The sequence below is a fragment of the Leifsonia sp. GW821-FHT13C09 genome (assembly GCF_058806435.1).
Window position 1 is genome coordinate 187808 of the sequence record NZ_JBXAPS010000004.1, and the last position, 26415, is coordinate 214222.

The 26415-nt window shown below is 72.6% G+C and carries 22 protein-coding genes; 6 read left to right on the forward strand and 16 right to left on the reverse strand.

All coding sequences use genetic code 11. The features are described 5' to 3' along the window. Positions 1 to 7 precede the first annotated feature (7 nt). Positions 8 to 253 carry a hypothetical protein gene (locus AC1ROW_RS14665; protein ID WP_493019654.1) on the forward strand — a complete coding sequence of 82 codons (246 nt, stop codon included), beginning with the start codon at positions 8 to 10 and terminating at the stop codon, positions 251 to 253. On the opposite strand, the gene AC1ROW_RS14670 is transcribed toward AC1ROW_RS14665, so the two are convergent. After that, a complete protein-coding gene (locus AC1ROW_RS14670; protein ID WP_493019655.1) occupies positions 246 to 1427 on the reverse strand; it encodes a toxic anion resistance protein in 1182 nt (393 codons plus the stop codon). The genes AC1ROW_RS14665 and AC1ROW_RS14670 overlap by 8 nt on opposite strands. A 112-nt stretch (positions 1428 to 1539) precedes the next feature. On the opposite strand from AC1ROW_RS14670, the gene AC1ROW_RS14675 reads away from it, so the two are divergent. Beyond that, on the forward strand, positions 1540 to 2019 hold the full coding sequence (locus AC1ROW_RS14675; RefSeq protein ID WP_493019656.1) for a nucleoside/nucleotide kinase family protein: 480 nt from the start codon (positions 1540 to 1542) through the stop codon (positions 2017 to 2019). A 28-nt stretch (positions 2020 to 2047) separates the two neighbouring features. On the opposite strand, the gene AC1ROW_RS14680 is transcribed toward AC1ROW_RS14675, so the two are convergent. Beyond that, complete coding sequence (locus AC1ROW_RS14680; RefSeq protein ID WP_493019657.1) at positions 2048 to 2446, reverse strand: DUF805 domain-containing protein; 399 nt, start codon at positions 2444 to 2446, stop codon at positions 2048 to 2050. Positions 2447 to 2777: 331 nt separating this feature from the next. On the opposite strand from AC1ROW_RS14680, the gene AC1ROW_RS14685 reads away from it, so the two are divergent. Then, positions 2778 to 3359, forward strand: coding sequence for a TetR family transcriptional regulator (locus AC1ROW_RS14685; RefSeq protein WP_493019658.1), 582 nt, complete (start codon positions 2778 to 2780; stop codon positions 3357 to 3359). A 2-nt stretch (positions 3360 to 3361) separates the two neighbouring features. Here AC1ROW_RS14685 and AC1ROW_RS14690 read toward each other — a convergent pair whose 3' ends face one another. Beyond that, complete coding sequence (locus AC1ROW_RS14690; protein WP_493019659.1) at positions 3362 to 4234, reverse strand: LysR substrate-binding domain-containing protein; 873 nt, start codon at positions 4232 to 4234, stop codon at positions 3362 to 3364. Positions 4235 to 4442: 208 nt separating this feature from the next. On the opposite strand from AC1ROW_RS14690, the gene AC1ROW_RS14695 reads away from it, so the two are divergent. After that, the gene (locus tag AC1ROW_RS14695) at positions 4443 to 9236 is read left to right on the forward strand and encodes an ExeM/NucH family extracellular endonuclease (protein WP_493019660.1); all 4794 of its coding nucleotides are present in this window, start codon (positions 4443 to 4445) and stop codon (positions 9234 to 9236) included. Between the two features lie 125 nt (positions 9237 to 9361). Here the strand turns inward: AC1ROW_RS14695 and AC1ROW_RS14700 are convergent, their stop codons facing one another. The 6 genes from AC1ROW_RS14700 to AC1ROW_RS14725 are packed head-to-tail and all read right to left on the reverse strand — an operon-like array spanning position 9362 to position 13948. Beyond that, a complete protein-coding gene (locus AC1ROW_RS14700) occupies positions 9362 to 9685 on the reverse strand; it encodes a CHY zinc finger protein (RefSeq protein ID WP_493019661.1) in 324 nt (107 codons plus the stop codon). Then, positions 9682 to 10293 (reverse strand): CbiQ family ECF transporter T component, encoded by a 612-nt coding sequence (locus AC1ROW_RS14705; RefSeq protein ID WP_493019662.1) that lies wholly within the window; start codon positions 10291 to 10293, stop codon positions 9682 to 9684. The genes AC1ROW_RS14700 and AC1ROW_RS14705 overlap by 4 nt, the downstream gene beginning before the upstream one ends. Continuing rightward, entirely contained in the window at positions 10287 to 10988 is a 702-nt protein-coding gene (locus AC1ROW_RS14710; protein WP_493019663.1) for an energy-coupling factor ABC transporter ATP-binding protein, read from the reverse strand. The genes AC1ROW_RS14705 and AC1ROW_RS14710 overlap by 7 nt, the downstream gene beginning before the upstream one ends. Continuing rightward, positions 10985 to 12106: a thiolase family protein gene (locus tag AC1ROW_RS14715; protein ID WP_493019664.1), complete on the reverse strand. Its 1122-nt coding sequence runs from the start codon at positions 12104 to 12106 to the stop codon at positions 10985 to 10987. The genes AC1ROW_RS14710 and AC1ROW_RS14715 overlap by 4 nt, the downstream gene beginning before the upstream one ends. Next, on the reverse strand, positions 12096 to 13214 hold the full coding sequence (locus AC1ROW_RS14720; RefSeq protein ID WP_493019665.1) for an AMP-binding enzyme: 1119 nt from the start codon (positions 13212 to 13214) through the stop codon (positions 12096 to 12098). The genes AC1ROW_RS14715 and AC1ROW_RS14720 overlap by 11 nt, the downstream gene beginning before the upstream one ends. After that, a complete protein-coding gene (locus AC1ROW_RS14725) occupies positions 13211 to 13948 on the reverse strand; it encodes a biotin transporter BioY (protein ID WP_493019666.1) in 738 nt (245 codons plus the stop codon). The genes AC1ROW_RS14720 and AC1ROW_RS14725 overlap by 4 nt, the downstream gene beginning before the upstream one ends. A gap of 57 nt (positions 13949 to 14005) precedes the next feature. Here AC1ROW_RS14725 and AC1ROW_RS14730 point away from each other — a divergent pair, with 57 nt between their 5' ends. Further along, positions 14006 to 14650, forward strand: coding sequence for a TetR/AcrR family transcriptional regulator C-terminal domain-containing protein (locus tag AC1ROW_RS14730; protein WP_493019667.1), 645 nt, complete (start codon positions 14006 to 14008; stop codon positions 14648 to 14650). Here the strand turns inward: AC1ROW_RS14730 and AC1ROW_RS14735 are convergent. Together AC1ROW_RS14735 and AC1ROW_RS14740 are read right to left on the reverse strand one after the other, a co-directional pair. Beyond that, entirely contained in the window at positions 14631 to 15008 is a 378-nt protein-coding gene (locus AC1ROW_RS14735; protein WP_493019668.1) for a DUF3566 domain-containing protein, read from the reverse strand. The two genes, AC1ROW_RS14730 and AC1ROW_RS14735, sit on opposite strands and share 20 nt — an antisense overlap. Positions 15009 to 15241: 233 nt before the next feature. Beyond that, on the reverse strand, positions 15242 to 15874 hold the full coding sequence (locus tag AC1ROW_RS14740) for a ScbR family autoregulator-binding transcription factor (RefSeq protein ID WP_493019669.1): 633 nt from the start codon (positions 15872 to 15874) through the stop codon (positions 15242 to 15244). A gap of 148 nt (positions 15875 to 16022) precedes the next feature. On the opposite strand from AC1ROW_RS14740, the gene poxB reads away from it, so the two are divergent. Next, entirely contained in the window at positions 16023 to 17756 is a 1734-nt protein-coding gene (gene poxB / locus AC1ROW_RS14745; protein WP_493019670.1) for a ubiquinone-dependent pyruvate dehydrogenase, read from the forward strand. Between the two features lie 116 nt (positions 17757 to 17872). On the opposite strand, the gene AC1ROW_RS14750 is transcribed toward poxB, so the two are convergent. The 5 genes from AC1ROW_RS14750 to AC1ROW_RS14770 all read right to left on the reverse strand — a co-directional run bounded on the left by AC1ROW_RS14750 (position 17873) and on the right by AC1ROW_RS14770 (position 26389). Beyond that, positions 17873 to 19624 carry an LCP family protein gene (locus AC1ROW_RS14750; protein ID WP_493019671.1) on the reverse strand — a complete coding sequence of 584 codons (1752 nt, stop codon included), beginning with the start codon at positions 19622 to 19624 and terminating at the stop codon, positions 17873 to 17875. A 131-nt stretch (positions 19625 to 19755) separates the two neighbouring features. After that, entirely contained in the window at positions 19756 to 20256 is a 501-nt protein-coding gene (locus tag AC1ROW_RS14755) for a MarR family winged helix-turn-helix transcriptional regulator (protein ID WP_493019672.1), read from the reverse strand. A gap of 49 nt (positions 20257 to 20305) precedes the next feature. Beyond that, entirely contained in the window at positions 20306 to 20845 is a 540-nt protein-coding gene (locus AC1ROW_RS14760; RefSeq protein WP_493019673.1) for a hypothetical protein, read from the reverse strand. A gap of 57 nt (positions 20846 to 20902) precedes the next feature. Further along, a complete protein-coding gene (locus tag AC1ROW_RS14765; RefSeq protein WP_493019674.1) occupies positions 20903 to 21679 on the reverse strand; it encodes a DNA-formamidopyrimidine glycosylase family protein in 777 nt (258 codons plus the stop codon). 6 nt (positions 21680 to 21685) lie between these two features. Then, complete coding sequence (locus AC1ROW_RS14770; protein WP_493019675.1) at positions 21686 to 26389, reverse strand: Lhr family ATP-dependent helicase; 4704 nt, start codon at positions 26387 to 26389, stop codon at positions 21686 to 21688. Positions 26390 to 26415: the final 26 nt, after the last annotated feature.

A 26415-nucleotide genomic window follows, 5' to 3' on the forward strand; every position in this document is an offset into this window, starting at 1 on the left:
TTGCCCCATGAGCACGGCGAACGCGGAGGAAGCGCACCACTCGTCCCCCTTCACCCGGGACGACTTCGCGGCCGTGCCGTACCTGCGGCACGAGCAGTTCATCTCGTTGATCCACTGGGCCCTGGTCGACGGGGAGTGGCGCTACACCACCATCCTCGGCCACTATCTGCACCGCGACGAACGGTACTGGTACCTGCGGGTGCAGGGCGAGAACACCCGCCTCGACCGCACCGAGTGGGCGATCTTCAGCTGACCGGGCGCTCGTCCTCCCTGCCCGGCCGCGCCCGCTTCAGGTAGCTCCGCGACCGCGCCACCTGATGCTCCAGCGCGTCCACCGTCTGCGACATGCTCGTGATCGCCTGCCCGCGGTAGACGTCGATCCCGTCCATCGTCGCGAACACGTCGTCGAACGCACGCTGCAGCACCTGCGCGTCGACCGCGGAGGTGGTCTGCTCCTTCTGGATCTGCTCCGTCTGGTCGCGCAGCACCTCGCCGGTGCGGCCGATCAGGGCGTTCGTGCTCTGGTGGAGGGCGCCGAGCTGGTCGATGACGAGGCGCTGGTTCTCCAGGGCCTGTGCCACGACGACGGCGGTGCGCAGCGCCGAGACCGTGGTGGTCTTGGCCCGCTCGACGCCTTTGATCAGCTCGACATTGTTCTTCTTGATCACGTCCAGGGCGAGGTAGGCCTGCACGGACACCGCGATCTGGGTGGTGAGGTCCTGGCGGCGCTGGCGGATCGGGAACAGCGCCTCCTTCTCCAGCGTCGTCGCCCTCACCGGGTCGGTGCCGCGGAGGTCGTCGGCGCGCTCCACCGTCGCGCGGTCGAGCGCGGCGGCCAGCGTTACGTACTCGTTCAGCCGCTCGGTCGTCTTCCAGAGCGCCGTGCGCTCGTTCTCGATCTCCTCGTTGTCGCGGCGCAGCCACTCCTCGCCGTGGTCGAGCGAGACCACGATCTGGTCGAGCTGCTTCTGCGCCGACTCGAACCGCTCGACGTACTTGCGGAGGCGGCGTCCGCCGGGCATCCGCGCCAGCATCCGGTAGCTCCTGCTGGCGTGCTGCGGATCGAAGTCGCTCACGGTCGCCCGCAGGGCCTGGAGGGTGCGGAGGACGCCGTACTGCGGGTCCGAACGCACCGCCTTGCCGCGTGCCGCCGCGAGCGCCGTGGCCGGGCGGCTCAGCAACTGCCGGGAGGCCTCGCTCGACTCCCGCATCTCGGCGTCGCCGAGGCGGGAGAAGCCGGTGATCTTGCGGCGGAAGGCGTCGCTGTCCGGCTCCGCGGCGGCCAGGTCGCGGATCCACTCGCGCGCGCGGGCCTCCAGCTCGGCCGCCCGCTGCGGCGACACGCTCATCATGCCCATCGCGCGCTCGTCGGGAAGCTCCGGCACCGCCTCTGGCGCCTGGAGCCCGTCTCCGGGGTCCGTTCCCATGTCGTTCTCCTCCCACCAGGACCGCAACGTCTCCAGCGTAGGCCGCGCACCTGCGTGAACGGTAAGGTCCGGTCCGCTGGCAGGCTCCCCGCCCCGGTGGGATACTCGCCGCATGGGCAGCACCACCACCGACCGCGCCTCCTTCTTCGACGGGCTCGCGGCCGAGTTCCTCCAGCACTACACGCGCGGCCCGCGGTTCATCGCGGTCACGGGCGTCGCCGGCGCCGACCTCCCCGCGGCGGCGGACGACCTCGCCGAGGCCCTGCGCGCGTCCGGCCAGGAGGTCCAGCGCACCCACGCGACCGCGCACGCCACCCCGGACGGGCTCCGGGCAGAGGTGGTGACGCCGTTCCGCGCCGCGTCCCCCGAGGGCGTGCTCGTCGTCGACGGCCCCGGGCTCCTGGGCGAGAACCTGCGCGGGTTCTGGAACTTCTCGGTCTGGATCGAGCACGACCCGGAGCGCGACGCCGACTGGTCGTTCGTGGCCACCGGACGCAAGGACCCGCTGGGCGCGCCGCGCGAGGTCGCGTCGGTGCTGTTCGACGACGCCGAGCCGGAGCGGCCGCGGCGGCTGTTCGCGGACTCCTGCTGAGCGCCGGCTTCCCCTCCGAGCGCGGGTCCTAGCGCGGCCGGTCGAAGCGCGCCCCGAGTGGATTCGACGGCAGCGCCGTGAGCACGAGCAGCACCACCCAGCCGAACGGCGCGAACGACAGGAAGTACCACGGGCCGGCCAGGTTCGCATCGTGCAGGCGGCGCCAGACCAGTGCCAGGTGCGGCACCAGCGTCGCGAAGACCCACACGATCCACACCGCCAGGAGCACCCAGAACAGCGGGCCGACCAGGCGCGCCGATCCGGTCAGGCGCAGGCTGCCGCTCAGGCGGCCGATCACCACGACGAAGGTCCAGTAGACGATCGCCAGGAGCACGTCGAACAGGAAGAACCACCAGTACTCCGTGCGGCTCGCCCTGCCGGTGAAGTCGGCGTACTTGGTGAAGAACCGCCGGATCGCGTCGCCCATGTTCGCTCCGTAGAGCGGCGCCCAGAGCGGGACGGGGCCGGAGGGCGGCTCGGGAGGGGGCGGCGGCGGTGCGGGTGGTGGCGGTGCGGGTGGTGGCGTCGTCGACATCGAAGTCCTCCCCTCGCGAGGCTACGAGTCCAGGATGCGACGTCGGGCCGGCCCGCGCACCAGCGTCTTCGTCCGCGTCGGGGAGCGCCGGGCCGCCCGGGCCTGCCGAGGCCGCGACGCGGGTCTCCGATCAATCGAGCGCCGTTTCGTGTCCTACGTCCGCTCGCGGGTTAGAGTTGGCCGCTGGGGGACCGCCGCATCGAACGGATTCGAGGACCCCGCCATGCCACGTCAGGAGCGCGCCGAGCGCAGCCGTGCCAGCATCCTCGAGGCGGCCGCCGACGAGTTCGACCAGCACGGCTACGCCGGCGCCCGGCTCGAACGGATCGTCGAGCGCACCGGGCTCACCAAGGGCGCGGTGTACTTCCACTTCCGGTCGAAGCTCGACCTGGCCAAGGCCCTGGTCGTGGAGAGGCACGCCGACTGGCCGGCGATCGTCTCGGAGGTCGACGCGAGCGGCCTGCGCGGCGTGGCGGCCGCCGCGGAGCTGACCAGGAGGGTCTGCGCGTTGATCGTGTCCAACGTACGGGTGCGGGCGGCGATGGCGCTCACCCAGACCATCCTCCGGCCCGGGCCGGATGCCGACCGCTACGAGCATTGGGTGGGCGTCGTCGCCGGCTACCTGGAGCAGGAGGAGGGTGCGCTGCCGGAGGGGCTGACGCCGCGAGCGGTCGCGCTCCTGGCGGTTCAGGGCGTCTTCGGCGCGTACATGATCGCCGCGGAGCGCGGCCGCCTCGACGAGCTCCCGGCCGACGTCGAACGGCTGTGGGTCGCGCTGGGCGCGCTCGCCGCGAAGGGGGCCTGAGCTCAGAGCGCGGTGAGCTCCTCGCGGACGAAGCGCGCGAACTGCTCCGCCGCCGCCGACTGCGAGCGGGTGCGGTTGCGAGCGAGGCCGATGACGCGCTCCGCCTCGTCGGCGAGCGGCACGGCCACGATCCCCGGCTCCGCGGGGGTGTCCGGGATGAGCGCGACACCGACCCCGTCGCGCACGAGCGCACGCAGGGTCGACAGCTCGGTCACCTCGATCACCGGGGCCAGCACCTCTCCGTGCGCCGCGAAGTAGGCGTCCGCGATCGTCCGTAGCCCTGATCCCGGGCGCAGCGCGACCAGCTCGGCGGCGGACAGGTCCGCGAACGACGCCTCCGTGCGCGCGGCGAGCGGATGCCCCACCGGAACGCCGAGCACCAGCCGCTCCGCGGTCAGCGGCACCCAGTCGATCTCGGAGTCGCGCGGATCGGGGCTGAGGAACGCCAGATCGGCGGAGCCCTCGCGCAGCGCGTCGAGCACCGTGTCCGCCGTCCCGCCGCGCAGGGCGAAGCGGATGTCGGGGAACAGGCTCCGGTACTCGCTGACCACGCGCGGCAGCAGCCAGCTCCCGAACGACGAGACGTAGGCGAGCGAGACGATCCCCGCGGCCGGGTCGCGCAGGGCGTCGATGCGGGCGCGGGCGGTCTCCAGTTCGGCCTCGGCGCGGGACGCGTGGGCCAGCAGGATCTCGCCGTACTGGTTGAGTTCCAGGTGGCCGCGGCGGCGGTCGAACAGCTCGACGCCGGCCTCCGCCTCCAGTCGGGCCAGCGAACGGGAGAGGGTCGACTGCGAGACCCCGAGCGTCTCGGCGGCCAGCGCCAGGTGGCCCTCCGCCGCCAGCGCCCGGAAGTGGGCGATCTCGTCGATCCGCATGCACACCATCATGGCCCACCCGTGCGGCGAGCGCCGGGAGACCGGCGGTCACGGACGGGACCGGCGGGAACGGGTGAGTGCTCAAATGAGCGGTCTACCCCCGTTCGAGTTTTCTGTACGTTCACACACAAGACAGTGCGCGGTTCTCTGCGATCCCTAAGGTGACCGCGGGCTCGCACGAGTTCCCCCTTCCCGACCGAGGAGAGAAATGTCATCCAGATTGCGCACATTGTGGCGCGCCGCCACCGCCGTGGCTGTCGGAGCCGGCCTCGCAGCCGGCTCCCTTGCCGCGACACCGGCGTTCGCCAGCACCGACGGCACTGGTGTCGTCATCAACGAGGCGTACCTGTCCGGCGGCAGCGCCGGTGCCGCCTACGCCAACAAGTTCGTCGAGCTCTACAACCCGGGCGACCAGCCCGTGGCGCTGACCGGCTGGAGCGTGCAGTACCGCTCCGCGACCAGCACCGGCGCGGCGAACGGCGTCGTCCCGCTGAGCGGCACGATCGCCGCCAAGGGCTACTACCTGGTCGCCGGCGCCTCCAACGGCACCGCCGGCGCCGCCCTGCCGACCCCCGACGCCGCGAGCAACGGACTGAACCCGTCCGGCGCCTCCGGCACCCTCATCCTGGCCACGTCGGCCACCGCGCTGACCCTCCCGACGGGCTCGGTCACCGGCAACCCGAGCGTCGCCGACCTCATCGGCTACGGCAGTTCGAACACCTTCGAAGGTTCGAAGGCTGCGACCGCCCCGAGCGGCAACACGGATGTGAAGTCTCTCAATCGCACGGCTTTCACGGACACCGATGACAACTCCGCGGACATCTCGCTGAGCGCGACGATCACCCCGCAGAACACCGCGTCGGCCACCGGCCCGGGCAACCCCGGAGACGGCGGCGGCACCGACCCCGGCACGGGCACCGACCCCGGTCCGCCCGGCACGATCGCCATCTCGGACATCCAGGGCACCGGTGACACCAGCCCGAAGGCCGGCCAGACGGTCAGCACCGTCGGCGTCGTCACCGCGGCCTACCCGACCGGAGGCTTCAACGGCTTCTACCTGCAGACCCCGGGCACCGGCGGCGCGATCGACCTCGCGACGCACACCGCGTCCGACGCGATCTTCGTCTTCGGTTCTTCAGCCGCCTCCGGCGTCGCCGTCGGCGACTACGTCCAGGTGACCGGCGCGGTCAGCGAGTTCAACGGCCTCACCGAGCTCACCGCGACGAAGGTCGACACGCTCGACAAGAACACCGTCACCGCACCCACTCCCGCGGTCGTCGGCCTCCCGGCCACCGACGCGCAGCGCGAGAGCCTCGAGGGGATGCTGTTGACCCCCCAGGGCGCCTTCACCGTCACCGACGTCTACTCGGCCAACCAGTACGGCGAGATCGGCCTCGCGGCCGGCGACAAGCCGCTCGTCCAGGCGACCGAGACCGCCCGTCCCGGCACCGCGGCCTACGCCGCGGCCGTCGCCGACAACAAGACCCGCTCCGTCACCCTCGACGACGGGGCCTCGACCAACTTCCTCAGCTCGGCGAACAAGTCCAAGCCGCTGCCGTACCTCTCGCTGACCAGCCCGGTCCGCGTGGGCGCGCCGGTCACCTTCACCAAGCCGGTCATCCTCGACTACCGCAACGACACCTGGAAGTTCCAGCCCACCGCCGAGCTCACCCCGGCGAACGCGTCCGCCGTCCAGCCCGTGACCTTCGGCAACACCCGCACCGCGGCCCCGGCCAACGTCGGCGGGGACCTGCGGCTCGCGACGTTCAACGTGCTGAACTACTTTCCGACCACCGGCGACCAGCTCACCGGCTGCACGTTCTACACCGACCGCGACGGCAACAAGATCACGGTCAACTCCGGCTGCGACGCCCGCGGCGCCGCCGACGCGATCAGCCTGAAGCGCCAGCAGGACAAGATCGTCGCCGCGATCAACGCGCTGACCGCCGACGTCGTCTCCCTCGAGGAGATCGAGAACTCGAAGCGCTTCGGCCTCGACCGCGACGACGCGCTGAAGACTCTGGTCTCCGCGCTCAACGCCGCGGCCGGCAGCGATGTCTGGGCGTTCGTCCCGTCCCCGGCGGCGGTCCCGGCCTCCGAGGACGTCATCCGCACCGCGTTCATCTACAAGAAGGCCGTCGCGGCCCCGGTCGGCGCGTCGAAGATCCTCGACGATGCGGCGTTCTCGAACGCCCGCCAGCCGCTCGCGCAGGCGTTCAAGAAGGTCGGTTCGCAGGACTCGTCGGCGTTCATCGCCATCGTGAACCACTTCAAGTCGAAGGGCTCCGGGACCGGCGCCGACGCCGACCAGGGCGACGGGCAGGGCGCGTCCAACGCCTCCCGCGTCAAGCAGGCCGACGCCCTCGTCGCCTTCGCGAACGAGCGCACGACCGCGCTCGGCTCCGACAAGGTGCTGCTCATCGGTGACTTCAACGCCTACCTCAACGAGGACCCGATCAAGGTGCTCACGGACGCCGGCTACATCGACCAGGTCAGCAGCCGCACCGCGAAGGCGACCTACTCCTTCGGCGGCACGGTCGGCTCGCTCGACCACGTGCTCGCGTCCCCGTCGGCCAACGCGGCCATCACGGGCGCGGATGTCTGGAACATCAACTCCGTGGAGTCGGTGGCCCTGGAGTACAGCCGCTACAACTACAACGTCACCAACTTCTACGCGGCGGACCCGTACCGCTCCAGCGACCACGACCCGATCGTCGTCGGCCTGGCTCTGAAGGCAACCCCGGTGACGCTCAACCTGCTGAACATCAACGACTTCCACGGTCGGATCGACAGCAACACCGTGAAGTTCGCGGGCACTGTCGAGAAGCTGCGCGCGGAGGGCGGAGAGGGCAGCACCCTCTTCCTCTCCGACGGAGACAACATCGGCGCCTCCCTGTTCGCCTCGGCCTCGGCCGGCGACGTCCCCACCCTCGACGTGCTGAACGCGCTCGACCTGAAGACGAGCGCCGTGGGCAACCACGAGTTCGACAAGGGCTTCGCCGACCTCACCGGTCGCGTGAAGGACGCCGCGAACTTCGGCTATCTCGGTGCGAACGTCTACCAGAAGGGCACGAAGACCCCGGCGCTGCCGGAGTACGCGGTGTTCACCGTGAACGGCCTCAAGGTCGGCGTCATCGGTGCCGTGACGCAGGAGACACCGACCCTCGTCTCGCCCGGCGGCATCTCGACGCTCGACTTCGGCGACCCGGTGGAGGCGGTGAACCGCGTCGCGGCGCAGCTCACCGACGGCGACCCGGCCAACGGTGAGGCCGACGTGCTCGTGGCCGAGTACCATGAGGGCGCCGGCTTCGGCACGCCGGACGGCGCCACGCTCGACCAGGAGGTCGCGGCAGGCGGCGCGTTCGCGGACATCGTCACCAAGACGAGCGCGAAGGTGTCGGCGATCTTCACCGGCCACACGCACAAGGAATACAGCTGGGACGGCCCCGTCCCGGGCGTCGCGGGTGCGACCCGTCCGATCGTGCAGACCGGCAGCTACGGCGAGAACGTCGGCCAGGTGAAGCTCACCGTCGACCCCGACACCCGCGCGGTGACTTCGTACACCGCTCGCAACGTCAAGCGCACCACGGACGCCGACGCGGGCCTGGTCTCCGCGTACCCGCGGGTGGCGAAGGTGAAGACGATCGTCGACAAGGCGCTCGCCGACGCGGCGGTCATCGGCAACCAGAAGATCGGTTCGGTCACCTCCGACATCACCACGGCGTACATCAACGGCGCGCGTGACGACCGGATGAGCGAGTCCACCCTGGGCAACCTCGTCGCCGACTCGCTGCTGTCGACATTGTCGCCCGCCCAGTCGGGCGGCGCCGAGATCGGCGTGGTGAACCCGGGCGGCCTCCGCGCCGAGCTGCTGTACGGCACGGACGGCTCGGTCAGCTACGCGCAGGCGAACGCCGTGCTGCCGTTCGTGAACAACCTGTGGACGACCTCCCTCACCGGGGCGCAGTTCAAGCAGGCTCTCGAGCAGCAGTGGCAGCGGAACGCGGACGGCACGGTGCCGAGCCGGCCGTTCCTCAACCTGGGGCTGTCGAAGAACGTGACGTACACCTACGACGCCACCCGGCCGGAGGGCGACCGCATCACGAGCATCATCGTGAACGGCACGCCGATCGACCCGGCGAAGTCGTACCGGATCGGCACGTTCTCGTTCCTCGCGCAGGGCGGCGACAACTTCCGGGCGTTCGCGGCCGGGACCGACACGCGCGACTCGGGCCTCATCGACCGGGACGCCTGGATCGGCTACATCACCGCGCACAGCCCGCTGTCGCCGAGCTTCGCCCGCCGCGGCGTGTCCGTCACGGACGTGCCGACGGCGACGCTGACGCGCGGCCAGCAGGTGAGCTTCGGAGTGCAGAAGCTGAACCTGACCAGCCTGGGCAGCCCGGCCAACACTTCGCTCGAACTGAGCTGGGGCGGCTCGGCGGTCATCGGCAGCGTGCCGGTGGACGCCTCCGGCAACGCGACCGTGACGTTCACGGTCCCGGCCTCGGCCGCGGGCGCGAGCACCCTGGTTCTCACCGCCAAGGAGTCCGGCACGACCGTGCGCATCCCGCTCACGGTGGAGGCCGCCCCGACCGACGGCAAGCCCACGACCGACCCGAAGGCGGCGGCCGAGTCCGCGCTCACCAAGGCCCTGAACGGCAAGATCTCGTTCAAGGACAAGGCCTACCACGCGGGCGACCCGATCGACGTGTCGGTCGGCAAGGCGCGCGCGGGCCAGTGGGTCTCGGTGTGGGTGTACTCGCAGCCGCAGGCCGTCGGCGCCGGCTGGATCCAGGTGCCCGCTGACGGCGTGCTGCACCTCACCCTGCCGAAGCCGCTCGCCAAGGGAGACCACAAGCTGTCCGTGCAGGACAGCACGAACTCGGTGATCGGCTGGGACGACCTCAAGGTCTCCAACGGCAACGCGGTCGGCCACTGGGTGTGGACGCTGATCTGGAACTGGCTCACCGGCTGGCTCTGGGGTTGGCAACAGCAGTAGTCCCTGACTGACGGCGACCGCCGGGCGCGCACGCTGCGCCCGGCGGTCGCTCGTACGCGCCCCGCATTCGTGACGAATCGCGCGATGCGCGGCGCTTTCGCGACATTCGTCACGAATCCCGCCGCTCACACCTGGAAGTACAACTCCGTGTGCAGCTTGCACCCCGGGTTGAACGCCGCCCCGCACTCCGGGCACGACTCCGTCTCCAGGTAGTCGGCGATCGTCAGCGTCGCCGCGCACACCCCGCACAACACCGCGCGCTCGCCCCGCGCGGCGACGGGCCACTGCTGCGCCGGATGTCCGGCCGTCTCCGCGTGGCAGGCGTGGCAGGGGTAGAACTCGCCGCAGCAGGCGAACCGGATCGCGATCACGTCGAGCGGGGTCCGGTAGTGGATGCAGCGGGTCTGGTCGTCCACTGTGGGACCGAGCACGCGCGGGGCGGCGGTCATCGCACCCCGCGCGCCGTCAATGCGTCACCCAGCTCGTCCGCGTGCTTGAACGCCACCACCAGGAACGGCACCGCGAACGCCCGGAGTCCCGCCCGGGCGCCCCGCGCGCGCTGGGCGTCGCGGACGTCCCCCGCCAGCCGCGCGAGCACCGGCACCGTGCTCAGCGTCACGGTCAGCAGCAGCGCCGTCCGCGCGGGGTCGATCCGCAGCGCCGCGAGCGGTCGCAGGCCACGCTCGACCGCATCCAGGAGGTCGGCGACGCGCGTCGTCAGGACCAGCAGCGCCGCGAGCACCACCGCGGACACCACGCGCGCGGTGTTCGCGACCGCCGGCTCCGGGCCGAGGAAGAGGAGCTGGCCGCCCAGGGTGATCACGATCACCCAGCGTACGGCGAGCACCTGACGGGCGAGCTCGCGCATCCCGAGCATCCCGTCGCCGAGCCCGGCGAGGGCGTACGCGATCACGGGCAGTGTCGCCGCGGCGATGGCCGCGCCCCACGTGGAGGGCAGCAGCGACACCGCGAGCGCCGCCGCGAGCACGAGCAGCAGCTTGGGGCCGGCCGGCATCCGGTGCAGCGGTCCCGTTCCCGGTCGGTACAGCGTCAGCACGGGAGGCTCCTCTCGGCCAGCAGGCGCTCGTACGCCGCCACCACGTCGCCGGGCTCGCCGACCGCGGCCGCCGTCCCTTCCGCGAACAGCACCGCGGTGTCGCAGCGGGCGGCGAGCGCGAGGTCGTGCGTGACGAGGACGAGCCGGTGCCCGGCGTCCTCGAGCAGGTGGTCGGAGACGCGCCGGGCGTTGCGGGCGTCCAGGTACGCGGTCGGCTCGTCCGCGATCACCAGCTCCGGCCGCCGCACGAACGCGCCGCACAGCGCGAGGAGCTGCTTCTGGCCGCCCGACAGGTCGTGCGAGGGCCGGTCGGCCAGGTCGGTCAGCCCGAAGCGGTCCAGGGCTTCGGAGACCCGCGCGGCCGTGGCCTCCCGGCCGAGGCGGTCGGCGCGGAGCGAAAAGGCGACGTCCTCGGCGACGGTGGGCATGATGATCTGGGCGTCCGGATTGCTGAACACGACCGCGATCCGCCGTCGCAGCTCGGCGGACTGGCGCGCGGGGTCGAGTCCGAGGATGCGCAGCTCCCCGGCCGAGGTCGTGATCAGGCCGCCGAGGAGGCGCGCGAAGGTCGACTTGCCCGACCCGTTCTCGCCGATCACCGCGATGGTGCGGGCGTCGAGGTGGAGGGTGACGTCGTGGAGGGCGTCCACATCGCCGAGGCGGACGCCGACGCCGTCGAGCTGCAGGGCGCTCATCGCACCACCTCGAAGACCGCCGCCACGCCCAAGCCGCCGCCGACCGACGCCGCCGCGACCCCGAGCGTCCCGGCGGGGGCGCCGCCGCGCACCAGCCGGCTGAACAGCCGCACGACGGCCACCGCGCCGCTCGCGCCCCACGGGTGCCCGAGGGCCAGCGCGCCGCCGTCGGCGCACACCCGCGGATCGTCCTCGGCGACACCGACGCGCTCCAGCACGGCGATGCTCTGCGAGGCGAACGCCTCCACCAGCTCGAACGCGGCGACCTCGCGCTGGGCGACGCCCGCGTCCGCCAGCGCGGTAAGGATCGCGGGCGCCGCGCCGATCCCGGGCAGCGCCGGGTCGCAGCCGACGATCGCACCCGCCCGCACGGCGAGTCCTGGCGCGGCGCCGGAGGGTGCGAGCACGACGGCCGCCGCCCCGTCGCCGATCCGGGTCGACGTTCCCGCGGTGAGCGCGCCGTCCGGGAACAGCGCGGGCAGCCGGGTCAGCAGCCGCTCGGCCCCGCCGATGGCGTCGTCCCGGTCGAGGCCTGCCAGCGGCACCAGCTCGTCCGCGAACCGCCCGGCGTCCAACGCGGCACGCGCCCGCTCATGGCTTCGCGCGGCGTGCGCGTCGAGCCGCGACCGCGGGATGCCGTCGTGCGTGGCCAGGTCCTCCGCGGCCCGGACCATGTCCGGATCCGGGAAGCCTTCCGGCGCGAACGGCGCCCGGTCGTACGCGACCCCGCCGACCGAACGGACGGGTGCGGTGGAGGCGCTCTCCGCGCCACCGGCGAGCCGCGGCCTCTGGTCGCCCGCCCGGATCGCCGCGGCCGCGTCGAGGACGGCCGCGAGCCCGCTGCCGCACTGGCGGTCGACGGTGCCGCCCGGGACAGCCGCGTCCAGTCCGGCCGCGAGCGCCGCGACGCGCGCCGGATTGCCGCCGGGGCCCATGCAGTTGCCGAGCAGGACATCGGCGACCTCGACCGGCGCGCCGGTCGCGGTCACGGCATCGTCGAGGGCCGCGCGCAGCACGGACGCGGCCAGCTCCTCCACCCGGAGGCGCGCGAGGCCGCGACCGCGGGTGCCGATCGGGGTGCGCCGGGCGGCGATGACGACGGGGGCCTCAGCCGGCATACGGCGCCACCTCCCCGGCCAGCACCCGCCGCACGGCCTCCGCGCGGGCCGGCTTCCCCGCGGCGGTCCGCGGCAGCTCGGCCGCGTACCAGCGCCGCGGGCGATGGGCGGGGGCGAGGCGTTCTGCCGCGGCTGCGCGCAGCGAGGCCAATGGCGGGAGGCTGCCGTCCGGCTCCACGAACGCGGCGACGAGCGCGCCGACGCGCCCGGTCGGCAGGCCGAACACGACGGCGTCGCGCACGCCGGGCACCGACCGGAGCGCGGCCTCCACCTCGTCCGGCACGATCGTCGCGGACGCGCTGAGGATGGCGTCGTCCGCTCGGCCGAGCAGGCGGACGCGCTCGCCGCCGTCCGGCGCGCGCACCAGCTCGGCGCGGTCGCCGACCGTCGCCCAGTCCCCGTCGCGGCGCAGCGGACCGGCCGCGCCGGCGTAGCCGCGGGCCACGAAGGGCGAACGCACCCACAGTTCCCCGTCGCGCACTCGCAGCTCGACACCCGGGAACGGCACGAGACCGTCGCCACGATCGACGGCCACGAAGGAGAGCTCCGCCGCACCGTAGTAGGCCGTCACGCGCATTCCGGCGGCCTCGGCTCCGGCCCGGAGCGCCGGGTCGAGATGCGACCCGCCGACCAGCGCCGAGCGGATGCCGGACGCGGACCCCGACTCCAGCAGGCGACGCAGCGCCTCGGGGGTGCCATGGAAACAGTCAGCGGCGGCGCCGTCCTTTGCCGGCCGGGGGCCGCCGTCCAGTGCGTGCGCGAGCGAGAACAGCGTCAGCGACGAGGATGCGGGCGCCGGGAGGGCGACCGTCCGGCCGCCGCCCAGCAGCTCGGCCACCGCGGCGAACGACGACGCCCACGACGCGTGGTTGCGCAGCACGATCCGCGGCGGACCGCTGCTGCCGGAGGTCAGGGTCGCCCAGCCGATCCGGCCGCACCCGTCCTGGTCCTCCAGGTCGGCGCGCGCCGCCGTCTCCGCCGCCGCGGCCCGGTGCGAAGCCGGGCGTCGACCGTCGAGAACGAGCGGGACGTCGCCGGCCGACCGCGCCTCGCGGAGCCGGTCGAGCAGGGCGGGGTCGTCGTCGCGCAGCGGGACGATCGCGGTCATGCGGCGGGCGCACCGTCCCGACGGGGAGTCGCCGCCCAGGTGCGCCGGAACGCTCGCGGGTACGCGCGGACCAGCGTCGCCACGATCGCGGTCGCGAGGACGGCCTTGATGAGGTCGCCCGGCACGAACACCAGGCTGGTGAGCGCCGTCTCGCCGAGCGGCAGGCGGGTGACCAGGCTCTGCACGGGGATGCCGAACGCGTAGACCACGCCGATACCGCCCACGACGACGCCGACGAGCGTCCGCCAGACGACCGGCTTACGGTTGCCGGCGTGGACGATGAGGCCGATCACCGCTGCCCCGGCGATCCAGCCGAACAGGTAGCCGGCCGAGGGCCCCACGAAGACGCCGATCCCGCCACGGCCGCCGGCCAGGAGGGGGAGTCCGGCGGCCACAAGCGCGAGCAGCACGGTCATGGACAGCGCGCCGAGCCAGGGGCCGAGCAGCGCTCCGGCCAGCATGACGCCGAGGGTCTGCGCCGTGATCGGAACCGCGCCGAACACGGTGAAGCCGCCGGGGAGGCCGAGGACGGCGACGATCGCTGCCACGACGGCGACGCGCGCGATGTCGGTCGCGTCCAGGCCGCGGCGGGCCGGGCGCGCGTCGGCGGGGCGTGCGGCTGTGGGGTGGGCGGCTGCGGGGTGCGCGGCTGCGGGCTGTGCGGCTGCGGGCTGTGCGGCTGCGCTGTCTGCCGGCGCGGGTGCGGCCGGGGTGGTGCGGGGGGAGTCGGTCATCGAGGGTTCCTTCACCTGAACGCTGTTCACCTGAACAGCGTTCACTATAGTGAAACCGTGACGGGAAACGAAAGCGCACGCAGACACAGCCGCGACGACGTGGCCGAGACGGCCCTGCGCATCCTCGACGACTACGGCCTCCCGGACCTGACCATGCGCCGCCTCGCCGGCGCGCTCGACGTGCAGCCCAGCGCGCTCTACTGGCACTTCCCGAACAAGCAGACCCTCCTTGCCGAGCTCGCCGACCGCATCGTCGGCCGCGCCGCCGTCACGCCCGCCGAAGCGCCCTGGCCCGACCGGGTGCGCGCGGAGTCCGCGTCTCTCCGCGACGCCCTGCTCGCCTACCGCGACGGCGCGGAGGTGGTCGCCAGCACCGCCGCCCTCGGCCTGGGCTCCGCGCCCGCGCAGCAGCGCCTGGAGACCGCGGTCCGCTCCGGAGGCTTCAGCGAGGAGACCGCGGACCGCGCCGCCACCGCGCTGCTCCACTTCGTGCTCGGCCACGTCTCCCATGAGCAGCAGCGGATGCAGTTCGACAGCATCGGCGTCCTGGCGACGGGGGAGGCGTCCGACCCGCTCGACCAGGGGGACTCCGCCGCGGCCTTCGCCTTCGGCGTCGACCTCCTCGTCGGCGGGCTCCAGCGGCAGCGCGACGCCGAGGTCACCGACAGTGCGGCCGGGAACGTCAGTCGCTCCCGAACGTGACCTTCCACCCGCCGACCACCATGGTCGCCAGGTTGAACAGCGCGGCGAAGATCGCCCCGAGCGCCGACACGACGATGACCTCCAGCAGCGAGACCACGAGCGTGAACATCATGACGTTCCCGAAGGTCAGTCCGGCGAGCAGTGCGGCGCCCTGAGCCCCCGCGATGCTCTCCAGGAACGTCGTCATGGAACCCACGACCCCGACCTTGTCGAGCAGCGACCAGCCGAAGAACGCGAGCACCACGGTCAGTGCCGCCAGCACGACGCTGATCAGGAACGACATCTTCAGCGCGGACCAGAAGTCGATGTAGACCAGGCGCATCGTCGCGCGCTTCTTCTGCTTCGTCCGTGCCGACATCGGCGACCTCCCCGGTGGTGCTGCTCCCGAACCGCTCGGCGGCTCCCCCATCGGGCGAGTCTAACCGACACGCCGCCGCGCACCGGGAGCGACCGGGCCGTCGAAACAAACCGAGCGACCGGTTATGCATGTAATATGGGCGTGCGGGGGCGAACGCCCGACCGACGTGCACGTCGCAACGGCGACCACTGGGGGGATGTCGGTCGGGCGGTTCCCGAGGGGACGCGATCAGGTCACTCCACGACGAGGTCCGGCAGTGCCCGCAGCGCGTCGAGCCGCCCCTCCGCGACGATCCCCGGAAGCAGCACGATCCACAACTCCCGGACACGCTGCAGCAGGTCCGCGCGACCGGTCAGCGCCTCGGAGACGAGCTGCACCCCCGTGTAGGCCGGCGACAGCAGATGCGCGAACATCGCAGGGTCCACGCGCTCCGAGACGTCGCCCTCCTCGATCGCCCGGCGGGTCAGCTCCTCGATGGCGCGGAACCAGTCCTCGTAGGGCTCGATTATCGCCTGACCGGCCGTCCCGACGTCCGTGGTCAACCGGATGCCGGCCTGCACCAGCGGGTCCTCCAGGAGCTGACGCCCGAGGCTCCGGCTGAGCAGCACGAGCGTCTCCAGCGCGGGCCGCCCCTCTGCCAGGATCGCGGCCGAGGCCTCCATCGTCCGGCGGTGCTCCTCGGCGACGACCGCGAGGGCCAGCTCGTCCTTCGACGCGAAGTGGAAGTACAGCGCGCCCTTCGTGAGCCCGGCGGCCTTCGCGATGTCCGAGATGGAGGCCAGCCCGTACCCGCGCGCGCCGAAAACCTCGGCCGCACCCCGGAGGATGGCGTCGCGGGTGGCGAGGGCGCGATTCTGCGTGACCATGACCTGAACACAGTAGTGCGGCCGACCTCTGTGCGTGATGCATGAACCGGGATCGGGGCGGGACCAGACGCGGCGGACGCCCGCGGAGTAGCGTGAGGAACATCCGTCGCCGGGATCACTCAGCAACGCCGACCGAGAGGGAGGTCGCATGACCACCGTCGCCGACACCATCGTCCAGATCATCCGGGAGGCGGGCGTCAAGCGCGTCTACGGCATCCCCGGTGACTCGCTCAACGGCTTCACCGACGCGCTGCGCCGGGCCGGCGACGTGACCTGGGAGCACGTCCGGCACGAGGAGGCCGCGGCGTTCGCGGCGGGGGCGGAGGCCGCGCTCACCGGCGAGCTGGCCGTCTGCGCCGGAAGCTGCGGCCCCGGCAACCTCCACCTCATCAACGGCCTGTTCGACGCCAACCGCAGCCGGGTCCCCGTCCTCGCGATCGCCGCGCAGATCCCCGGGCCGGAGGTCGGCAGCACCTACTTCCAGGAGACGCACCCGCAGGACCTGTTCCGGGAGGCCGCGGTCTACACCGAGCTCGTCAGCATCCCCGAGCAGCTTCCGCGCGTGCTGGAGATCGCGATGCGCACCGCCATCGAGCGTCGCGGCGTCGCGGTCGTGGTCGTGCCGGGCGAGATCCTCCTTGCGGACAGTGTCGGACGCAAGCCGTCAGCGCCGATCGCCTACTCGCCCCGCGTCACGCGGCCGGCCGACGGCGAGTTGAAGGCGGCCGCCGACATCCTGAACGCCGCGAAGAAGGTCACCATCCTCGCCGGGGCCGGCGTCGAAGGCGCCCACCCGCAGCTCATCGACATCGCCGGCGCACTGCGGGCGCCGGTCGTGCACGCCATGCGCGGCAAGGAGTTCGTCGAGTACGACAACCCCTACGACGTCGGGATGACCGGCCTGCTCGGCTTCTCCTCCGGCTACCGGGCGATGGAGTCCTGCGACGCGCTGCTCATGCTCGGCACCGATTTCCCGTACCAGCAGTTCTATCCGTCGAAGGCGAAGATCATCCAAGTCGATCTCCGCGGCGAGAACCTGGGCCGGCGAACGCCGATCGACCTCGGGCTGGTCGGCAGCGTCAAGGACACCGTCGAGGCGCTCCTCCCTCTGCTGGCCGATCGGAACGACACCAAGCACCTCGAGGCGTCCCGTTCGCACTACCTGAAGGCCCGCAAGAGCCTGGACGAGCTGGCGGTGAACGACCGCAACCGCACGCCCATCCACCCGCAGTACGTCGCCCGGCTGATCAGCGAGCTCTCCAGCGAGGACGCGGTCTTCATCCCGGACGTGGGATCGCCGGTGGTCTGGGCCGCACGCTACCTGCGGATGAACGGTTCGCGCCGGCTGATCGGCTCCTTCAACCACGGCAGCATGGCCAACGCCCTGTCGCAGTCGATCGGCGCGCAGGCCGCCTTCCCGGGCCGGCAGGTGGTCGCACTGGCGGGCGACGGTGGTCTGGCGATGCTGATGGGCGAGCTGCTGACGCTGGTCCAGAGGAAGCTGCCGGTCAAGATCGTGGTCTTCAACAACTCCTCGCTGAACTTCGTGGAGGTCGAGATGAAGGCCGCCGGCTTCGTCAACTTCGGGACGGGGCTGGAGAACCCGGACTTCTCCCGAGTCGCGCAGGCGATCGGGATCCACGGTCAGCGGGTCGAGAAGCCGGACGAGCTGGAGAGCGCCCTGCGCACGGCGTTCGCTCACGACGGACCGGCCCTCGTGGACGTGGTCACAGCGCGCCAGGAGCTGAGCATCCCCCCGGCGATCACCGCCGAGCAGGTCAAAGGCTTCACCCTCTACGCGCTGCGCACCATCATGTCCGGCCGCGGCGACGAGCTCATCGACCTGGCCGACACCAACGTCTTCCGCCGCCTCTTCGACTAACCCCCTCCGCCCCGCCGCCCCGCCGCCCCGCCGCCCCGCGCCCAACCGCCGAGTACGCGAAAAGTCAGCCGGAAACCGCCGAGTACGCAGAGAATCTGCGTACTCGGCGGTGTCGGTCAGTTGATGCAGACGGTGCTGGAGTAGTTGGTGGTGGGGCCGGAGTGGGTGGGGGACGGCGCGGGGGCCGGGGCGGCGGCGCTGGGGGCGGCGCCGGGAGCGGCCGGCATCAGGCCGTCGTCGCCGAGGACGACGGTGACGCCCTTGACGCTGCCGCTCTCCTGCACTGCGGCGCCCGGGAGCAGGGCGGCGACGGCCTTCGCCTGCGACTCCTGGCCGGATGGGTACTGGATGGTCGTCGTCTGCTGCGAGGGGGCGTCGCCGGCGGTGCCGGTCTTGAAGCCCGCCTTGCTGAAGGTCTGCGTCGCCGTTCCCGCCGCGCCGTTCGTGCTGCCGCCGTTGAGCACCGTCACCTTCGTGTCCGAAGGCTTGGCCGCCGTCGCGCTGTCGTAGGCGGATGGCGTGCCCATCAGACTCTTGATGAACGCGGGCATCGCCGCGGTGTCGACCTGAACGATCGACACGTCCGAGCCGTCGACCGTGATGGTCGGCGTCCCCGAGATCGGGATGGTCGCCGACTGGATCTTGCCGCCGGTCAGCCCTTGCAACTGGGCCGCCAGCTGGAGGAAGTTCAGTCCGGGGTCCGTCTCCAGCGACCCGCTGATGGCGTCGAGCGCGCTCGTGAGCTTGCCCGGGTTCAGCAGCGTCCCCGCGGACAGGAACTTGTGGGCCTCCACCGAGAGGAAGTACTGCTGGCGCACGACGCGGTCCAGGTCTCCGCGCGGGAGGCCGTGCCGCTGCCGCACGAACGAGAGCGCCTGCTGCGCGTTGAGCGTGGACACGCCGGCCGGGAAGTTCGCGCCCGAGTACGGGTCGTTGACCGCATTGTTGAGGCACACCTGCACCGGGCCGAGGGCCTTCGCGATCGTGTAGAAGCCGAGCAGCGAGACGCGCACGTAGTGGTCGATCGACAGGCCCGTGAGGTTCTGCACCGTCTGGATGAGCAGCTTGGCGCCGCTGGTCGGGTCGCTGGCGCCGCCGCCGAGCGAGAACGCCGCGTTGAGCTTGTTCATCCCGTGGCCGGGCACATCCACCCAGGAGTCGCGGGGGAGGGAGACGAGGGTCGCCGACTTCCCGTCGGCCGGGATGTGCAGGATCATCATCGTGTCCGTGTTGGTGCCGCCACCGTCCTGCGTGGTGCTCAGCTGGTTCAGCTCCGCCTGCGTGGCGTTGTCGGGGCGGTGGTCGTCGCCGACGAGCAGGATGTTCTGGTCCGCGCCGTCCACGTCGTGCCCGTTCTTGCTGATCACGTTCACGTGGTTGACGCCGCCGACGAAGCGGAAGTAGCTGTATGCGGCGTAACCGCCGAGCACGACGAGGAGGACGGCCAGCCCCGCCGCGGTCCAGACGATGATGCGCTTGGCGCGGCGGTGCTTCCTCGGGGGCTTGCCGCCGCCCGCGCCGCCGCCGGAGCCGTCGCCGCCGTCACCGTGACCGCCGTCGCCGAAGCCGCCGTCCGCGCGGCTCGGGTCCGGCGATCCGGAGAGCCCGAAGAGGTCGAAGGGCGCACCCGCTGGGCTCGCTCCCGCGGCGCTCGCTCCCGCGGCGCCCGCCGCTGCACCCGCCCCCGCGGCTCCCGCAGCCCGGCCACCGCCGCCGCGCCCGGAGGGCACGCCGGGCGCCGGCCGCGTCGCCCGCACCGGCCGGCGCGGGTCGGCTGCGGGCACGCGTCCGAAGATCTCGGTCGGCGGCTCGGGACGGTCGTCCCGCCCGGCGCCGGAGTCACCTGAGGGATAGTTCGGGCGTCGCACACCAGAACGCTAGGGGGTGCGACCTGCGAACAGCCTGGTTTCCCGCGGTGTTCCGGCGGAATGGCCAGCAGATCAGCGAGCAGTTCTCAGCATGCTCACGGCAATGCGACGGCGGGGGGCTGCGAGAACCCTCACGCGTCCGGTGCGGCCTGCGCGTCTCCGGAGCCCATCGCTTCGGTCATCCGGGTGGAGATCGCGAGCAGCTCGTCCTGCTGCGCCGGCGTGAGCGCGTCGAACAGGATGCGGCGGATCGTCGCGGTGTGCTTGGGGAGCGCCCGCACGACCACCCGGCGACCGTCGCCGCTGAGACGGACCCAGCTCGCGCGGCGATCCTCGGCGCAGTCCTCGCGCTCCACCAGGCCGCGGCCCTCCATGCGGGTGACCTGATGCGAGACGCGGCTCTTCTCCCAGCCGGTCAGCTCGACCAGGTCGCGCACGCGCAACCGGCGCCCGGGTGAGCGCACGAGCGCCATCAGCACTTCGAGCTCGGAGATGGAGATGCCGTCGTCGCGCTGCAGCTGGGCGTCGAGCGTGCGGTCGAATCCGCGCCGCATCAGGTAGAACGCGTGGAAGAGCTCCGCTTCGGCCGCGCTCAGCTTGCGCGGATCGGGTCGGGTGCGCGCGATCGGCATACGTCATCCTTGCACGCGCCCCCGGACAGCGTGACCGCCCGCGCCCGGCTCAGTGCGCGAGCTGCTCCAGGAACACGACCAGCACACCGAGCGCCACGATCCCCACCAGCACGATGAGCTGCTTCCACGAGGCGAGCCCCGTGCGCGACACCGCGATCCGGGCGATCACCGCGAGCGACGCGATGAGGGCGGTGATCGCGATCACGACGGCCGTCCTCGCCTCCATCCAGCCGAGCATCGCGGCGACGAGCACCAGCACGGGGATGACGATGACGCCGAGGGCGCGGGAGGCGACGGCGAGCAGGTGCCGGAACTCGCGCGCCGTCGGGAGGGTGTTGTGCACGATCATGTGCGAGACCAGGTCGGAGGCGAGGCCGGCGAGCAGCACGCCCACGACCGAGATGACGAGCGTCCAGAGCACCGTCGGGGAGTCGAGGTGCTCGCCGTGCGCGTTCAGCGCCATCAGGATCGCGAGTGCGGTGAAGGTCACGTAGATGCGCTCGCGGAGGCGGTCGCCGGCCTCCCTGCGCTCCTCCTCGGTGGCGTCGGCGGGCAGATGAGCGTCGTCGGGAACGCGCCGGTCGGACATGCGTCGAGACTAGCGGGCGGCCGTCGCCGGGGCCGCAGACATCGCCGCCGGACGAGTTCAGGTCTGGCAGACCGGGCAGAAGTAGGTCACCCGCTCCTCGAGCTCGGTGCGCCCGAGCTCCGAGCGGCGGATGAGCGTCCCGCAGCGCCGGCACGGCCGCCCGTCGCGGCCGTACACCCAGGTGTTGCGGCCGCGTCGCGTGTCGCCCGTCGTCACGCGCAGCGGCCGGTCGCGGTTGGCGACGAGCATGCGGCGCGCGAGGTCGACGGTCGCTGGGAGGTCGGCCTCGCCTGCCGGGCGGGTCGGCAGCATCCCGCGCACGAAGCACAGCTCGTTGGCGTAGACGTTGCCGATGCCGGCGAGGTTCCGCTGGTCGAGCAGCGCGACGGCGATCGGAGTGTCCGGCTGCTCGGCGAGCCGGCGGACGGCCTCCTCGGCGTCCCAGTCCGGCCCGAGCAGGTCGGGTCCGAGGTGGCCGACGACCTCGTCCTCGTGGGCCCGCGGCACCACCTCCAGAACGCCGAGCTGGAACCCGACCGCCTGCGTCTCGGCGGTCTGCAGCACGACCCGCGCCTGGAACGCGGGATGCCGCCAGCGACCGCCCGGCGGGTAGACCTCCCACGAGCCCTCCATCTTGAGGTGGCTGTGGATGGTCTGATCGCCGACCCGGATCAGCAGGTGCTTTCCCCGGCTGAGCACCTCATCGACGTGCCGCCCGCTGAGGTCGACGGTCGCGTACTGCGGCACCCGGAAGTCGGTCTCGGTCAGCAGGCGCCCCTCCAGCGCGCGGCGCAGGCGCGCGGCGGTCTGGTAGACGGTGTCGCCCTCAGGCATCCGCCGTCACCGGCGCAGCCGGAGGCCGCGCGGGGTCGCCAGGAACCCGGCCTCGGTCAGGGCCGCGCCGAGCGGGCTGCCGAGCACGGAGGCGCCGTTGACCGTCTCGATCGCGAGCTTGTCGACGCGACGGGACGTCACCAGTCCGGCGAGCGCCCGGGAGGCCGCGACGAGCGCCGGGCGCACCGCCTCGTCCTCCTGGTCCGCGAAGCAGAGCAGGCTCTTGCCGCCGCGCTCGACGTAGAGGGTGAGCTCGCCGTCGACCAGCGCGACCAGCGCGCCCGCCTTGCGCCCTGGCCGGTGGCCTGTGCCGCCCTCCACCCCTCCACTCGGCGCCGGGACGGCCGGCCACGGCAGCGCCGCGCCGTACGCGTTGGCGGGGTCGGTCGCCGCCAGCGCGACCGCGTCGAACGGCCGTGGCTGGGTGTGGTCGCGGACGAAGGTGCGCAGCCGGTCCACGGTGGGTCCGCTCGCGAACTGCGCCGCGCCGAGCGTCTCCACGAAGTAGCCGCGGCGTGCCCGGCCGCTGTCCTCGAACCCGCTGAGCACCTTGTAGGCGAGGGCGAAGCCTCCAGGCGTCCCTTCGTTCATCACCGAGCCGCGGGTCACGACGCCGTAGCGGTCGAGCAGCGTCTCGGCCTGGCCGTGCGCGCGCATCGTGGAGTCCAGGTCGCGCTCCGGGAGCAGCGACCAGCGCCCTGCGACGGTCGGCGGTCCCATCCGGGTGACCATCGCGGACGTCCTCGGGGCCCCGACGCGGCCGCGGTACATCCGCGAGCGGGTCGGCTGGCGCGGCCGCTTGTGGGCTCCACCGCCTCCGGTCAGTGTGCGCAGCGGAGCCAGCGTGTCGTTGGTGACCAGCCCGGCCCAGACGAGGTCCCACAGGGCGGTGACCAGCACGGCGTCCTCGATCGCCTCACCGCGTTCAGCGCCGAGCGTGTCGGAGAGCTGGCGGAAGAAGTACCCGCCGCCGCGCGCGAGCGCCGCCAGCACGCCGCGCTGCAGCTCGTCGGGATCGTGGTCCGTCGGCGGAGCCAGCGTGAGGGGCGCGGAGTCGGCCAGGTTGAGGCTGATCCAGCCGTCGTTTCCCGGCAGCGAGCCGTCGCCCGCCCAGATCACCTCACCGGTGGCGGTGAGCTCGTCCAGCATCGCGGGGCTGAAGTCCGCGACGCGGCTCGGCAGCACCAGGGACTCCCACGCGGAGGCCGGGATGCGCGCTCCCGCGAGCTGCTCGATCACCGAGGCGACGGCGTCCACGCCGCGCAGGGTGGAGCCGACGTGCTGCCAGTCGCCGAGGAATCGCGCGAAGGTCGTCGTCTCGACCGGCTCGACCTCCTGGCGGAGCGCGGCGAGCGACATCCGCCGCAGTCGCCGCAGGACCTCGGCGTCGCACCACTCCGAGCCGGTGGCGTGCGGGCGGAACTCGCCCTCCACGACCCGGCCGTCGCGGGAGAGCCGGCGCAGCGCGTCGTGCACGATCGCGGGGCCGAGGCCGAAGCGGGAGGCGACCTCCGCCACCTCGAACGGGCCGTGGGTGCGCGCGAACCGGCTGACCAGGTCGCCGAGCGGGTCGTCCACGGGTTCGATGAAGGCGACCGGCACGCCGATGGGCAGCGGGACCCCGAGCGCGTCGCGCAGGCGGCCGGCGTCCTCGATCGCGGCATAGCGCTCCTCGCCGGCGATGGTGACGGCGAGGGCGCGCTTGGTGTCGACCAGGGCGGCGAGGTGCGTGCGGGCGACGGCCAGGCTGGCGTGCGGTGCGGCAGCGGGCGCGTCGTGGGAAGAGGCGTCGCCCTCCGCGACCTCGGCGCGCGAGGGAGTCCCGTCGTCGCCCGCGTCCTCACCCTGCAACCGCTCCGCGACCTCCGCCGCCGTCAGCGGCCCGAGCAGCCGCAGCAGGTCGGCCACGCCCTCCTCGCCGCGCACCCGCCGCTCAGGATCGAGTCGCTGCAGCTGCAAGTCCACCCGCTCGATCACCATCGGGTCGAGAAGTTCGCGCAGCTCCGCCCGGCCGAGCAACTCGGCGAGCAGGCTAGCGTCGAGCGACAGTGCCGCCGCTCGCCGCTCGGCGAGCGGGCTGTCGCCCTCGTACATGAACGCCGCGACGTAGCCGAACAGCAGCGAGCGGGCGAACGGTGAGGCCGTCTCGGTCGCGGCCTCCACCAGCGTGATGCGCCGCTGGGCGATGCTCTGCGCCACCTCGTCCAGCGCCGGGAGGTCGTAGACGTCCTGCAGGCACTCGCGCACTGTCTCCAGGATGATCGGGAAGCTCGGGTACTTGCGCGCCACGTCCAGCAGTTGCGATGCCTTCTGGCGCTGCTGCCAGAGCGGCGACCGCTTGCCCGGGTTGTACTTCGGCAGCAGCAGCGCACGCGCCGCGCACTCGCGGAACCGGGAGGCGAACAGCGCGGAGCCGCCGACCTCCAGGGTCACCAGTTCGTCCAGCTCGGCCGGTTCGAAGACGAAGAGCTCGCCGCCGGGAGGCGTGGATTCCGTGTCGGGAATACGCACGATGATGCCGTCGTCCGCCGCCATCGCCCCGGCGTCGATGCCGTAGCGCTCGCGCACGCGCGCCTGCACCGCCAGAGCCCACGGAGAGTGCACCTGCATGCCATACGGGGAATGCAGTACGACGCGCCAGTCGCCGAGCTCGTCGCGGAACCGCTCGACCACGAGCGTCCGGTCGGTCGGCACGTGCCCGGTGGCCTCCTTCTGCTCGCGCAGGAAGGCCAGCAGGTTGGCGGTCGCGAAGGCGTCGAGCCCGGCCTCCACGCACCGCAGCTCCGCGTCGGCGGGGGAGGCCGCGCTCAGCTCGCGGACGAACGCGCCCACAGCCGCACCGAGTTCGGCGGGCCGGCCGATGCCGTCGCCCTTCCAGAACGGCAGGCGCCCGGGCTCGCCGAACGCGGGGGAGACCAGCACGCGGTCGTGGGTGATCTCCTGGATCCGCCAGCTCGTGGACCCGAGCGCGAATACATCGCCGACGCGCGACTCGTAGACCATCTCCTCGTCCAGCTCGCCCACCCGGCTGGCGCGCTCGCCCACCATGTAGACCGCGAACATCCCGCGGTCGGGGATCGTGCCGCCGCTGGTCACGGCGAGGCGCTGCGCGCCGGGACGGCCCGTGAGCGTCCCGGCGTCGCGATCCCACACGATGCGCGGGCGCAGCTCGGCGAACTCGTCGGAGGGGTAGCGGCCGGCGAGCAGGTCGAGAGTCGCGTCGTAGGCGCTGCGCGGCAGCGTCGCGAACGGCGCGCTGCGGCGCACGGTGTCGAACCAGTCGTCGGCGTCGAGCGGTTCGAGCGCCGTTGCGGCGACGGTCTGCTGGGCGAGGATGTCGAGCGGGTTGGTCGGGATCCGCATGGTCTCGATCAGGCCGCCGACCATCCGCTCGGTGGCGACCGCCGAGTGGATGAGGTCGGCGCGGTGCTTGGGGAAGACCACCCCGCGCGACACCTCGCCGACCTGGTGGCCGGCGCGGCCGACACGCTGGAGGCCGCTCGCGACCGACGGCGGCGCCTCCACCTGCACGACGAGGTCCACGGCGCCCATGTCGATACCGAGCTCGAGGCTGGAGGTCGCGACGACGCAGCGCAGCCTCCCGGACTTGAGGTCGTCCTCGATCAGCGCGCGCTGCTCCTTGCTGACCGAGCCGTGGTGCGCGCGGGCGAGCACGAGCGACTCGGGGTCCGCCACCGCGGCGGAGCCCTTGGTCTGGCCGGAGCCGCCCATCAGCTCCGCCGGCGGCCGGGAGGCGGCGCTTCCCGCCTCCCCGCCGAGAACGCGCTCCTCGTACAGCTCGTTGAACCGGGCGGTGAGCCGCTCGGCCAGGCGACGCGAGTTGGCGAACACGATCGACGAGCGGTGCTCCAGCACGCGGTCGACGATCGCCTCCTCCACGTGCGGCCAGATTGAGCCGGCCTGCGGCGCGGACCCGTCGTCGTTGTCGCTCGTGTAGGTGGACGTGCCGAGCTCGCTCATGTCCTCGACCGGGACGACCACCCGGAGGTCGAACCGTTTGCCCGCGGCCGGCGCCACGATCTCCACCGGCGAGCTGCCGCCGAGGAACCGGGCGACCTCCTCCGGCGGACGCACGGTGGCGGAGAGGCCGATCCGCTGGGCGGGCTTCTCCATCAGGGCGTCGAGCCGTTCGAGCGAGAGCGCGAGGTGGGCGCCGCGCTTGGTGGCCGCGACAGCGTGCACCTCGTCCACGATGACGGTCTCCACGCTCGTGAGGGTTTCGCGGGCCTGCGAGGTGAGCATGAGGAAGAGCGACTCGGGCGTCGTGATCAGGATGTCCGGCGGCGACGAGACGAGCGCGCGGCGGTCCGCCGACGACGTGTCGCCGGAGCGCACGCCGACGCTGACGTGGGGAGGCTCGGCCCCGAGCCGCCGCGCCGTCTGCGTGACGCCGACGAGCGGCGCGCGGAGGTTGCGCTCCACGTCCACGCCGAGCGCCTTGAGCGGCGAGATGTAGAGGACGCGCGTACCGGGTCGCGCGTCCGCGGGTCGTTCCTCGCTCGCCAGCCGGTCGATCGCCCAGAGGAACGACGCCAGCGTCTTGCCCGAGCCGGTCGGCGCGATGACGAGCGCATGGCGTCCGCGCGAGATGGCCTCCCACGCTCCGGTCTGGGCGTCGGTGGGCGCGGCGAAGGCCCCGCGGAACCATTCACGGGTCGCGGGGGAGAACCGGTCGAGCACGTCGCTCATCGCCTCCATCCTGCTCCCGGCCACCG

Excerpts from the sequence above, each read along its gene's own strand:
- AC1ROW_RS14665 (WP_493019654.1), top strand. The coding sequence starts at position 8 with ATGAGCACGGCGAACGCGGAGGAAGCGCACCACTCGTCCCCCTTCACC.
- AC1ROW_RS14670 (WP_493019655.1), bottom strand. The coding sequence starts at position 1,427 with ATGGGAACGGACCCCGGAGACGGGCTCCAGGCGCCAGAGGCGGTGCCG.
- AC1ROW_RS14675 (WP_493019656.1), top strand. The coding sequence starts at position 1,540 with ATGGGCAGCACCACCACCGACCGCGCCTCCTTCTTCGACGGGCTCGCG.
- AC1ROW_RS14680 (WP_493019657.1), bottom strand. The coding sequence starts at position 2,446 with ATGGGCGACGCGATCCGGCGGTTCTTCACCAAGTACGCCGACTTCACC.
- AC1ROW_RS14685 (WP_493019658.1), top strand. The coding sequence starts at position 2,778 with ATGCCACGTCAGGAGCGCGCCGAGCGCAGCCGTGCCAGCATCCTCGAG.
- AC1ROW_RS14690 (WP_493019659.1), bottom strand. The coding sequence starts at position 4,234 with ATGCGGATCGACGAGATCGCCCACTTCCGGGCGCTGGCGGCGGAGGGC.
- AC1ROW_RS14695 (WP_493019660.1), top strand. The coding sequence starts at position 4,443 with ATGTCATCCAGATTGCGCACATTGTGGCGCGCCGCCACCGCCGTGGCT.
- AC1ROW_RS14700 (WP_493019661.1), bottom strand. The coding sequence starts at position 9,685 with ATGACCGCCGCCCCGCGCGTGCTCGGTCCCACAGTGGACGACCAGACC.
- AC1ROW_RS14710 (WP_493019663.1), bottom strand. The coding sequence starts at position 10,988 with ATGAGCGCCCTGCAGCTCGACGGCGTCGGCGTCCGCCTCGGCGATGTG.
- AC1ROW_RS14715 (WP_493019664.1), bottom strand. The coding sequence starts at position 12,106 with ATGCCGGCTGAGGCCCCCGTCGTCATCGCCGCCCGGCGCACCCCGATC.
- AC1ROW_RS14720 (WP_493019665.1), bottom strand. The coding sequence starts at position 13,214 with ATGACCGCGATCGTCCCGCTGCGCGACGACGACCCCGCCCTGCTCGAC.
- AC1ROW_RS14725 (WP_493019666.1), bottom strand. The coding sequence starts at position 13,948 with ATGACCGACTCCCCCCGCACCACCCCGGCCGCACCCGCGCCGGCAGAC.
- AC1ROW_RS14735 (WP_493019668.1), bottom strand. The coding sequence starts at position 15,008 with ATGTCGGCACGGACGAAGCAGAAGAAGCGCGCGACGATGCGCCTGGTC.
- AC1ROW_RS14740 (WP_493019669.1), bottom strand. The coding sequence starts at position 15,874 with ATGGTCACGCAGAATCGCGCCCTCGCCACCCGCGACGCCATCCTCCGG.
- poxB (WP_493019670.1), top strand. The coding sequence starts at position 16,023 with ATGACCACCGTCGCCGACACCATCGTCCAGATCATCCGGGAGGCGGGC.
- AC1ROW_RS14755 (WP_493019672.1), bottom strand. The coding sequence starts at position 20,256 with ATGCCGATCGCGCGCACCCGACCCGATCCGCGCAAGCTGAGCGCGGCC.
- AC1ROW_RS14760 (WP_493019673.1), bottom strand. The coding sequence starts at position 20,845 with ATGTCCGACCGGCGCGTTCCCGACGACGCTCATCTGCCCGCCGACGCC.
- AC1ROW_RS14765 (WP_493019674.1), bottom strand. The coding sequence starts at position 21,679 with ATGCCTGAGGGCGACACCGTCTACCAGACCGCCGCGCGCCTGCGCCGC.
- AC1ROW_RS14770 (WP_493019675.1), bottom strand. The coding sequence starts at position 26,389 with ATGAGCGACGTGCTCGACCGGTTCTCCCCCGCGACCCGTGAATGGTTC.